Below are 11,127 nucleotides of genomic sequence, written 5' to 3'. Positions count from 1 at the left end.
GCCACAGCAGCCAGCGACGTAGCTGCCTTGCATAGTCGCTGGGCCAGTGGAAGTACTGAATTGCTACACCTCCCGGCATCAGCAAACCACGCAGCCAAGCCACCAGGCTCCATGCCAATGCCACATGCGCCAGCATGCTGCCAACGGCTTGCCCGTCCCCCTCGCTCCCAAACAGCAAGGAGTAGCTGAGCGCCAGTAGCATCAGCGGCCTGGGCAGCACCAGCAGATAGGTCAGCGCGACGGCCTTGGGTGTATGCCACTGGCTGTCATAGCGAAAACGCCCCACCTGATCATGCAGCGTCTGCAGATTCCCCTGAATCCGTCGCCTGAACCCCAGCAGCGCCAGTGCGATCAATAATACCGGCGCCCCTACCAAGGCCCCGGAGTCCGGCCACTTCCAATACGCAGGCAAACCACGCCGCCACTCACCGGAGCGCCACTCTGCCGCCAGATGCTCAGGCAAACGACGCAGCCAAACGGCATCCAACGGCCCCGCATTGGCGACCCAGAACAACTGCTTGTCAATCGCCGCCTGCAAGCGGACGCTGAGTGTACGCAGTTGCTGCTCAGCAAGCTGCAGCTCAATGGCCGCAGACAGCTGCTCGCCATAGACCGACTCCAGCTCATCGATCAGCTTGCGCTGCTTGGCGACCAGCTCCTCAAAGGACGCCAGACGCTGCTCACGCTGCACGGGATCCTTGACCGCCGACGCCATCTGCTCACTGATATTTTTTGCCGACGCCATCAGCTCATCACGCTGACGATCCAGCTCAAACTGCTTTAGGCGCAGGTCCGCAATGTCATCCTTCAGTACGACATGCGCCGTGACCTTGGGCAATGCCTTGCGCTGCTCCCGCAAAATTTGTGACAGCAGGGTGCTGCCGCGGGTGGCCTCAATGTAATTCGTCAAACCGCGCTGGACCTGACGCATCTTGTCCAACTGACGCTGCGCTTCCTGAGACTCACGCAACATATCGCGGGTCTGGCTGTTGGCTTCCAGCAGCTCAAGGGTAAGCTCGCGGTTACGCCGGAGGGCACTGGCAATGGCGGGAACTGACATCACGCCATCAACCACACCATCGCCCACCTCAGCAATAACCGCTTCCGACGTCTCGCGACGCCGCTGGTCTAGCTTGCGCTGAATGACCAACTGCCGGGCTTCCTCTTTCGCCACCCAGCGCTCCAGCAGGTCGCGGCGCTGTTTCGACAGCTCGTTTATCCGCGGGTTCGTGGCCAGCATACGGTGATTCAGGGCCAGCTGAGCTTCGGCCAAGGCCTGCTGCACAACCAGCTGGATACGCTGAGGATCCAGTTCATCGGCCCCACCCGCAATCAACTTTTCCATGGCAGCCCGCGAGGACTCCAGGTCATGGGTGGCATCCGTGATGATTTGCTGAGCGCGCTCCGGCAGAATTCGCGCCCCCAGCAGCCGAGTTTCTGTTTCCGAGAGCTTCTCCCGTGCTTCCTGAAGCGGTGCGGATACTTCAGCCAGCTGCCGCTCCAACTCCTCGAGCGTCATCTCTTCGAGAGCATCCTGCGAGGCCGTGATATTCTGCTCATCGTCGCTTAGTTCAAGGCGCCTGCTCAGTTCCTTCAGCTCGCCAGGCGTTGCCTCGAGCATGTCTTCCAGCGCCAGGCGCTGGCGTCTGATCTGGGCAATTTTCTCAAGGTCATCGAGCGATGTTTTCAGCGCATCGATCTCTCGCTTGCTAACATCACTCGGGGTATCACCTTGAGCAGCCACCAGCTCGTCAAGACGCGCTTGAAGCGCTACACGCTCAGGTAGCTCAGCAGCGCCAGCCACACTAGAAAAAGCAAGCAGTACAATCAGGCAGGTGGTAAAAACACACTCCCACAGCTGACGTGGTAAACGTGGTGAAAGATGCTTCACGTAAGATATCGTCCCTCGGTTTTGCAAGTCACTGGCAATGCGGCGACACTCGACCCTCTATCATTACAGGACAGCCAGCATGTTGCTATCACCACACACAGCAAAAGTTGACTTGTCACGACACCATGGTAGAACGGCATTCTCATCCAACCAGAGCAGCTCTCTCATGAACCCGCCACGTTTACTCAACGTGCTCGTTATTTCCCTTTTAGTCAGCACCCCATCTCTGAGCGCTCATGCCCAGAGCCGCTCTGTGGATAGCGAAGAACAGCAGGCCATACAGAGCAGGATCGAAAGCCTTGAGGCCGAGTTGCAAGCACTCCGACAGCAGCTCAAACCAACAGCAAGCCCTGGCGACGACACCGCGGCCAAGCCTTTCCTGACACAGGGTAGCAGCCCGGAAGAGCTCTCGATCAGCAACGAACTGGTGCTTGAGAAGCCCACGCCAAGGGTCAATGAGGATGGGGATGGGGATGGCGTCAAGCATGAGCCCAACCTCAGTGAAACAGTGGTGAAGCGCCGGATGCTTGAGGCCGAGTCCAAATACAACCCGCTGGCGATCACCACGCACCGCCGCAACTATTTGCTGCCGTTGACGTATACGACCACGCCAAACGCTGAGTCGTTTAAATATATCGATGACGAACATAGCCCAGACCGGCTTGAAATGCTGTTCCAGTTCAGCGCCAAGTTTGCCTTGGCCGAAAACCTGGTCTTTGATAATGGCGACCTGTACTTCGGCTACACCCAGCGCAGCTGGTGGCAGGCGTACAATACAGACGCCTCTTCGCCATTTCGTGAGACCAACTATGAGCCGGAGCTGTTTCTTGACTTCGATAACAACACCACCCTGCTTGGCTGGACCAACATCAACAACCGTATCGGCCTAAACCACCAGTCCAACGGCCGCTCAAACCCGCTGTCGCGTAGCTGGAACCGGATTACCCTGTCCTCCACCTTCGTCAAGGATAACTGGGCGCTCACCCTGGCCCCACACTGGCGCATTCCTGAGCGCAGAAGTGATGACGATAACCCCGATATCCATCACTACAAGGGCTACGGCGACATCATTGTCGGCAGGCAGCTGGGGAGTGGCCAGGAAGCCACCGTTAAGTGGCGAGGCAACATCGACAAAGGCAACATGGGCGCCCAGGTTGACTACTCCTGGCCGTTGTTTGGCAAAATACGCGGACACATCCAGTATTACTACGGCTACGGCGACAACCTGGTTGACTATAACCGTGAAGTACAGCGCCTGGGCATCGGATTCAGTCTCAATCCGCTATACACTACGGGAACCTTCGACTGATAACTGCTGTCGCTATCCATGTTGCCAGCAACGATTTGCTGGCAGGTGTCAGCCACCGTTAGACATTACCTACCAAAGACAAAGAGGAAATGACCCATGGCAGATCGCTCATCCAAGCGTCCCAGCACCCATCAACTGCAGGAGGATATTCAGCACCTCACCGACACGGTTGAAGAGATGCTGAAAGCTACTGCTGACGACTCGCGCAGCAACATCAAAGAAATGCGCGAGAACGCCGAAAAGCGTCTTACCGCAGCCCGTGCCCGTCTGGAAGCCCGTGGCGAAGAGCTTTACCACAGTGCCCGCGATACGGTCACCGACCAAGCTGATGCCTGTGACCGCTACGTGCGCGACAACCCCTGGACCAGTATCGGTATCGGCGCCGGGGTTGGTGTCGTCATAGGTATGCTGATCGGCCGCCGCTAATGTCACAGAACCAGGGGCCGGCCCAGCGCGTGCTGGATGCCGGCAAACAACTGTTTGGCAACCTGGTGGCTACTGGCGAGACGCGGCTGCGTCTCGCCATTATCGAGCTGGAGGAAGAGCGTGCTCGCCTGGTCATCATGGCAATCCTGATTGGCCTGGGCCTGATCCTGCTGCTGCTCGGCATTGGAGCCCTGACTACGCTGGTGATTGTGATGTTCTGGGATACCCATCGCCTGACGGCTATCGGCGTTTCAGCAGCAGTCCTGATTGTCAGCGGCCTGCTGTCTCTGGCCTGGGTCATTCGCATGGCGCGCAAGCGCACCTTGCTGGCCAGCACCCTCAAGCACCTGGCCATAGACCGCGCACTACTGGAGGCCCCCGATGAGTCGCAGCGCTGACAAGCCTTCCACTAAGCGCCAGCACACCAAAGTTGATCTTGAAGAACGCATCTATCAGCAGCGGCTGGAGTTGATGTACCACTGTGCCCGCCTGAGACAAGGCACAGCCCCCATCGACCAGGGACTACAGCGCATCTGGCAATGGCGCATACCGCTGGCAGCCACCGCTGGCCTGGCACTGATTCCCGTGTTGCGCCGCCCTGGCAGTATACTCAGGCTGGGTAGAAAACTGGTATTCGGCGCCCTAACCCTGGATCGCGCCCGGAAACTGATACGCTAAGCGCCGGTAAAAATCCACACCCCTTTATTTCGCTTTTCCTGCCAAATCATCAAATAAGGACTTTCCATGACTCAGCCCATCAGAGTGGCGATTGCCGGCTACGGTAATCTAGGCCGCGGTGTTGAAGCGGCACTGATGCAAAATCCCGACATGCGTCTGGTGGCAGTATTCAGCCGCCGCGATCCGGCCAGCGTCAGCCTGCTGGACACCCGCGTGCCGGTGCATGCGATGGCTGATGTCGAGCAATTCCAGAACGACGTGGACGTGATGATCCTGTGCGGCGGCTCGAAAACCGACCTGCCCGAACAGGGGCCCTATCTGGCGCAGTTCTTCAATACGGTCAACAGCTTCGACACCCACGCCAAGGTCAACGAACATCACGCCGCCCTCGACGCACCAGCCAGAAAAGCCGGCTACGTCGCCATGCTGTCCGGCGGCTGGGACCCGGGCATGTTCTCGCTTAACCGCTTGTTTGGTGAAACCCTTCTGCCGCAGGGTGAAACCTACACTTTCTGGGGCAAGGGCCTGAGCCAAGGGCATTCCGATGCCGTGCGCCGCGTGCCCGGCGTAAAAAGAGGCGTTCAATATACCCTGCCCTCCGAAACAGCCATGCAGCGCGTGCGCAACGGCGAACAGCCCACGCTGAGCACCCGCGAGAAGCACACCCGCGAGTGCTTTATCGTGCTCGACGAAGGTGCCGATGCCGACAGCGTACGCGAAACCATCGTGACCATGCCGGACTACTTCGCCGACTTCGATACCACGGTGAATATTGTCGATGAAGCAACATTCGAAAAAGACCATCGCAGCATGCCCCACGGCGGCTTCGTAATCCGCAGCGGCCTTACCGGCACCCAACCTGATCAGCACAAACAGACCATCGAATACTCACTGGCACTGGGCAGTAATCCGGAATTCACCGCCAGCGTCCTGGTCGCGTACGCCCGCGCCGTTCACCGCCTGGCACAAGCCGGCGAAAGCGGCGCCAGAACCGTATTCGATATCGCCCCCGGCCTGCTCTCTCCCAAAGACCCCGCCCAGCTGCGCAAAGAACTGCTGTAACAGCAGACCTTCAACTGGATGCGACTTTACGCCCCGCCATGCAAATGCCTGGCGGGGCTTTTGTTTGGTGGTAGAAGCTACTGCTCGTAACAATAAAGACCCATCCAAAGGTTACAACGCCAGTCCGCAAGCTACGCCGGAAGCCCAGGCCCACTGGAAGTTGTAGCCGCCCAGCTCTCCTGTGACATCCAGCACTTCGCCAATAAAACGCAGCTGTGGCAGGTCTTTGACTTCAAACGTCTTCGATGAGATGGCCTGGGTGTCCACGCCGCCTAATGTGACTTCAGCCGTGCGCCAGCCTTCAGTGCCTGAGGGTTTGAGCTGCCAGTGGTTCAGCCGCTCGGCCCAGTGGGCCAGTGCAGCGTTGGAACACTCGGCCAGTACAGCGTCGTCACCGTGCCACTCCACCAGCGCCTGAGCCAGACGTTTGGGCAGCCGCTCGCCGAGCCAGCCAGACACCCGGCGCTTGGGCGTTTGCTGACGCGCCTGAGTCAGTCTTTCCAGTGCATTTTCGCCGGGTAGCAGGTCGATATCCAAAGCATCACCGGGCTGCCAGTAGCTGGAAATCTGCAGCATGGCCGGCCCCGACAGGCCGCGATGGGTAAACAGCATCGGTTCGCGGTATTCACCGCCGCGACAGCGCACGGCGACCGGATGGCTGAGGCCAGCCAGCGCGGCGGCGCGCTCCTTCCACTGGGACGTCAGCGTAAAAGGCACCAGTGCCGGGCGTGTGGCCGTGACTGACAACCCGAACTGGCGCGCGATGTCATAGCCAAAACCGCTGGCGCCCAGTGTGGGAATCGACAGACCGCCACTGGCAATGACTACTGCACCGGCATCGATGCGCCCGCGGGAGGTCATCAGGCGCATGCCCTCCCCTTGCCGTTCGATACGCTCAACACGGGTACTGAGCGAAATTTCCACACCGGCCCACTCGCATTCTGTCAGCAGTATCGCCAGCAGCTCTTTAGCTGAGCCGGCACAAAACAGCTGGCCCGGGGCCTTTTCTACATGCTCAAGCCCGTGGCGCTCGACCAGCTCGACAAAATGCTCCGGGCGATAGCGCTTGAGCGCTGAAATGCAAAAATACGGATTGTCGGAGAAAAAGTTACCCGGGCCGGTCGCCAGATTGGTGAAATTACAGCGCCCACCGCCAGACATCAGGATTTTTTTTCCGGCCTTGTTAGCATGGTCGATCACCAACACACGGCGCCCTGCATAACCGGCGGTCAGCGCACACATCAACCCTGCCGCCCCGGCGCCAATGATAACCACGTCATGATGCATACTGAACTCCCGCTGCTTCCCGCAGGCAGGCCGCAGGCGTATCCACAACACAAAGGCGCGCATTCTAGCAGAGGCAGTAGCCATAAACTTGCACTGTATTGCCATGGTGCTGCCTGTTGCACATCGGTAAGCTTGAACTAAAGCAGCACTACCAGTCAGACCTGTTGATTTTCAATAATTACAGTTCTCAATTACTGTCACTTTCAATCGGGTTCAGCATGATGATGAGTTTACTCGCGCCAGAAGGTTGGCGTCGCGCTACCCTTTTATTCAGCCTGATCAGTTTGCTGTTAATCGCTTTGCCACTGTCTGCTCGGCCAGGTCGGCAAGCCATAACAGAGGAGACAACCACGCCGGTGATAGGGGCTCGAGTTGAAACCACGAGATGGTCTGATCCCTTAAGTGCACTAGGCACGCTAAAAGCCGAGGAAAGCATCACGCTCTCCGCCACGGTAACGGCGCTTGTTGAAGCGCTTGATTTCGAAGGCGGCGAACAGGTGGCCAAAGGCACAACGCTGATTCGGCTCAACTCGGCAGAAACCCGCGCGGACTTACGCGCTGTAGAAGCACTGCGTGATGAGCGCCAGGCGGTAGTCAACCGTTTAGCACAGCTGCAAGAACGCAACCTCGCGCCACTTGCCGATGTTGAAGACAGTAGCGCCCAACTGCGCCAGGCTGAAGCCTCGATTGCTGGCATTCAGGCCCAACTTGATAACTACACCCTGAGCGCACCTTTTGACGGAGTGGTGGGCTTTCGCGAATTGAGCGTCGGCACTCTGGTAACACCAGGCACCGAGCTTGTCACTCTCGACAAACTCGAACGCATGAAGCTAGACATCAGCCTGCCCGAGCGCGAACTAGGCCGACTGACACTCGGCACACTGATTGATGCACACAGTGCTGCCTTTCCAGAGTCCAGCTTTCAAGGCAGCATCACCAATATCGGCACACGGGTCGACCCGATCAGCCGCAGCGTGATGGTACGCGCCGAGCTCGACAACCCCGAGCGTCGTCTGCGCCCTGGCATGCTGATGGAAGTCAGTATTGAGCGCGACTCACGACAGAGCCCCACGGTGCCTGAGTCCGCGTTGATTGCTGAAGGCCTACAGCAGCATGTACTAGTCATCAACGAAGATGACATGGGCATTGAGCGTCGCGAGATCACGCCCGGTCAGCGTCGGCCCGGAGAGGTAGAAGTGCTATCCGGCCTTGAGCCGAATGAACTGGTGGTCAGTCATGGTACTGACCGCACTCGTGACGGTGCTACCGTACAGCTCATTGGCATCGCTGATCATAAAACCTCGGTACGCCAGATACTTGAAGCCAACCGCATCGAGGGCGATACCTGATGCAAATGTCCGAGCTTTCTATCAAGCGTCCAGTACTGGCCACGGTACTCGCTGCGCTGATCATTGCCTTTGGCATACTCGCCCTGACGCGCCTTCCGCTTCAGGAATATCCGTCAATTGATCCGCCAATCGTCAGTATCAGCACCAGCTATGCTGGCGCATCGGCCGACGTGGTTGAAAGCCGTATTACTCAACCTCTGGAAGATCGAATATCAGGCATTTCCGGCATTGAGGTCATTTCTTCTTCAAGCTCAGATGGCAACTCCAGAATCACCATCGAGTTCGCCTTAGGCGTAGATATCGATGCAGCAGCTAACGACATTCGCGACCGCATCTCGAGCGCGCTAGACAATCTGCCCGACGTGGCAGATTCACCAGAGGTACGTAAAGCCGACGCTAATTCCGATGTGGTGTTATGGCTCAGCCTCTCTGGCGAAAACTACGATATTTCCGAATTGACCGACTACGCTAAACGTTATCTACAAGATAGCTTATCGGTACAGGAAGGCGTTTCTGAGGTCATCATCGGTGGCGGTTACGAATATGCCATGCGCGTGTGGATCGACACTAACGCGCTAGCCGCCCGCGACCTAACGGTACAAGATATTGAAAACACGCTGCGTGCAGAAAACGTCGAACTACCTAGCGGCTCCATCGAGTCTCAAGACCTACAGTTCCGACTGCGATTGCCACGCAGCTTCAATAGTCCAGATGATTTTCGCAATTTAGCACTGGCTCGCGATGACAACGGCTACCTAGTCAAACTAGGCGATGTGGCTCGCATCGAGATCGGCGCAGTCGAGACCCGCACACTGTTTCGTGGCAACGGTAAGTCCATGGTGGGTCTTGGCATGATGAAACAGTCCACTGCCAACGTACTGGCCATGTCTGAAGCGGTGCGTACTGAAGCTGAACGCCTCTCTCAGCGACTGCCCGAAGGCATGTCTCTGACCGTTAACCATGACTCATCGGTCTTCGTCGCAGAAGCTATTTCTCAGGTGGTTCAAACCCTGCTGATTTCCATCGCATTGGTTATCGTAGCCATTTTCTTATTCCTAGGCAGTCTGCGCACCACGCTGATACCTGCGGTTATTGTACCTATCGCTCTCATCGGCACATTTGTCGCACTACTAGCCATGGGATTTACTATCAACTTATTGACGCTACTGGCCATGGTGTTGGCTATCGGGTTGATTGTTGATGACGCCATCGTAATGCTGGAAAACATTTACCGGCGTATGCAGGAACTCGGCGAAACGCCACTGGTGGCCGCGGTGCGCGGTAGCCATGAGATGGGCTTTGCCGTTATTGCAACATCATTGGTACTGATTGCCGTTTTTGTCCCACTGGGCTTCATGCAGGGAGATATCGGTCGCTTATTCTCTGAGTTTGCTCTGACCATGGCGGCTGCCGTGGCGATTTCGACGATATTGGCACTGACCTTAACGCCAATGATGGCCTCAAAGGTTCTCAAACCAAATCTGCAGGAAAGCGCTCTTTCCCGTGGTGTACAGTGGCTACTGAACATATCGCGAAACCTGTATCGTCGCATGCTGATAGTCACTCTGAAGCTACGTTGGTTAGTAGTCGCCGCCTTTGTGCTATTGGTCAGCGCTATGCTATGGCTCAACGCTCAACTGCCCCGCGAATACACACCACTAGAAGATCGCGGTAACTTCTTTATCCTAGTTAACGGGCCATCCGGTGCTACCTTCGATTACATGCTCGACTATATGGATGAAGTCGAAGCTCGGTTGATGCCGCTATTAGAGCGTGGCGAGATTGAACGTATCGTTGTTCGCGCACCACGCGGCCGAGGCACCATTGAAAGCTACAACAGTGGTTTCGTCATTGTTGGCTTAGCCGACTGGAACGAAAGACGCCCAATTCAAGAAATCATGGGCGAAATACGCGCTAAGCTTTCCGCGCTACCTGGCGTACGCGCCATGCCCATCATGTCCCGAGGGTTTGGTGGTGGTATGGAGCAGTCCATGCAGTTCGTGCTAGCCGGAGGAACCTACGAAGAATTGGCCGAGTGGCGTGATACTCTGATCAAGCATATCAGTGAAGACAATCCACGCCTGCTCAACCCTGATAGCGACTACAAGGAAAATCAGCCTCAGCTGAGGGTCGATATCGACAAAACGCGTGCCGCTGACTTAGGTGTCACCATCAGCGAAATCGGCAGCACCTTGGAAACATTACTCGGTGGGCGCACCGTGACGCAATTTGTGGAAGGCGGTGAAGAATACAATGTCATCCTTGAAGCCGAACAGGGTAGCCTGCCTAGTCCTTCCTCATTGGAAAGTGTGATGGTGCGCTCAGCGCGCTCCGGTGAGCTGGTGCCCTTGTCAAGCATAGTCAGTCTAACCAACTACGCCGGCCCCAGCGAGCTCAGCCGCTATAACCGACTGCGTGCTATCACTATTTCGGCTGACCTAGCCGACGACTACCCCATGGGAGAAGCGCTCGAATACCTACAAAATGCTGTCAGCGACGTACTACCCGATCAAGTGCAAACCGACGTCAAGGGCGCAGCCCGAGACTATCTTGAGGCCGGCAGTGCCACGACCTTCCTGCTAGTCGTCGGTGTGTTGGTGGTCTTCCTAGTGCTAGCTGGCCAGTTTGAGAGCTTCGTACATCCGCTGGTGATCATGCTTACCGTACCTCTAGCCATGGTCGGCGCTTTGCTTGGTTTACTGCTGACGGGCCAAAGCCTCAATATTTACAGCCAAATTGGGCTTGTCATGCTAATCGGCTTGGCCACTAAGAACGGCATTCTGATCGTCGAGTTTGCCAACCAACTTCGCGATGCCGGCAGCGAATTCCAAGATGCACTGGTTGAGGCTTCCGTCACTCGTTTGCGCCCAGTATTAATGACCGCAGTCACCACCATGGCAGGAGCTATTCCACTGATTGTCTCAAGCGGTGCCGGTGCTGAAACACGCTTTGTACTTGGCGTCGTCATCTTTGGCGGGGTCGCCAGCGCCACCTTATTTACGCTATTTATCGTACCTGTAGCCTACGACATGCTGGCACGACGCACCGGCTCACCGGGTGCCATCGCCCGTCGCCTGCGCTCGGAAATGAAACGCACACCCGCCGATCAGACCTCCACGTTCTGA

The 11,127-nt window shown here is 57.0% G+C and carries 8 protein-coding genes and 1 pseudogene; 7 read left to right on the top strand and 2 right to left on the bottom strand.

Going from position 1 to position 11,127, the window contains the following annotated elements; genetic code table 11:
* Positions 1-1,891: pseudogene (locus tag ACTH3D_RS05645) on the bottom strand (mechanosensitive channel MscK); the annotation flags it as partial.
* A gap of 166 nt (positions 1,892-2,057) precedes the next feature.
* Here ACTH3D_RS05645 and ACTH3D_RS05640 point away from each other — a divergent pair.
* The 5 genes from ACTH3D_RS05640 (at position 2,058) to ACTH3D_RS05620 (ending at position 5,366) form a co-directional block, all read left to right on the top strand.
* Positions 2,058-3,200 carry a phospholipase A gene (locus ACTH3D_RS05640; RefSeq protein ID WP_441666089.1) on the top strand — a complete coding sequence of 381 codons (1,143 nt, stop codon included), beginning with the start codon at positions 2,058-2,060 and terminating at the stop codon, positions 3,198-3,200.
* A gap of 96 nt (positions 3,201-3,296) precedes the next feature.
* Complete coding sequence (locus ACTH3D_RS05635) at positions 3,297-3,626, top strand: DUF883 family protein (protein WP_441666088.1); 330 nt, start codon at positions 3,297-3,299, stop codon at positions 3,624-3,626.
* Positions 3,626-4,024 carry a phage holin family protein gene (locus tag ACTH3D_RS05630; RefSeq protein ID WP_441666087.1) on the top strand — a complete coding sequence of 133 codons (399 nt, stop codon included), beginning with the start codon at positions 3,626-3,628 and terminating at the stop codon, positions 4,022-4,024. Before ACTH3D_RS05635 ends, ACTH3D_RS05630 begins: the two co-directional genes overlap by 1 nt.
* Positions 4,008-4,304 carry a YqjK family protein gene (locus tag ACTH3D_RS05625; RefSeq protein ID WP_441666086.1) on the top strand — a complete coding sequence of 99 codons (297 nt, stop codon included), beginning with the start codon at positions 4,008-4,010 and terminating at the stop codon, positions 4,302-4,304. The genes ACTH3D_RS05630 and ACTH3D_RS05625 overlap by 17 nt, the downstream gene beginning before the upstream one ends.
* A 66-nt stretch (positions 4,305-4,370) precedes the next feature.
* Entirely contained in the window at positions 4,371-5,366 is a 996-nt protein-coding gene (locus ACTH3D_RS05620; RefSeq protein ID WP_441666085.1) for a diaminopimelate dehydrogenase, read from the top strand.
* Positions 5,367-5,477: 111 nt separating this feature from the next.
* On the opposite strand, the gene ACTH3D_RS05615 is transcribed toward ACTH3D_RS05620, so the two are convergent.
* Positions 5,478-6,653 carry an NAD(P)/FAD-dependent oxidoreductase gene (locus ACTH3D_RS05615; RefSeq protein WP_441666084.1) on the bottom strand — a complete coding sequence of 392 codons (1,176 nt, stop codon included), beginning with the start codon at positions 6,651-6,653 and terminating at the stop codon, positions 5,478-5,480.
* Positions 6,654-7,009: 356 nt separating this feature from the next.
* On the opposite strand from ACTH3D_RS05615, the gene ACTH3D_RS05610 reads away from it, so the two are divergent.
* Positions 7,010-8,002 (top strand): efflux RND transporter periplasmic adaptor subunit, encoded by a 993-nt coding sequence (locus tag ACTH3D_RS05610; protein ID WP_441666083.1) that lies wholly within the window; start codon positions 7,010-7,012, stop codon positions 8,000-8,002.
* Positions 8,002-11,127 carry an efflux RND transporter permease subunit gene (locus ACTH3D_RS05605; protein ID WP_441666082.1) on the top strand — a complete coding sequence of 1,042 codons (3,126 nt, stop codon included), beginning with the start codon at positions 8,002-8,004 and terminating at the stop codon, positions 11,125-11,127. Before ACTH3D_RS05610 ends, ACTH3D_RS05605 begins: the two co-directional genes overlap by 1 nt.

This window comes from Halomonas sp., assembly GCF_052095765.1.
Lineage (GTDB): Bacteria > Pseudomonadota > Gammaproteobacteria > Pseudomonadales > Halomonadaceae > Halomonas.
The sequence above is the reverse complement of the archived record's forward strand: the minus strand, read 5'-3'. Positions and strand labels throughout refer to the sequence as shown.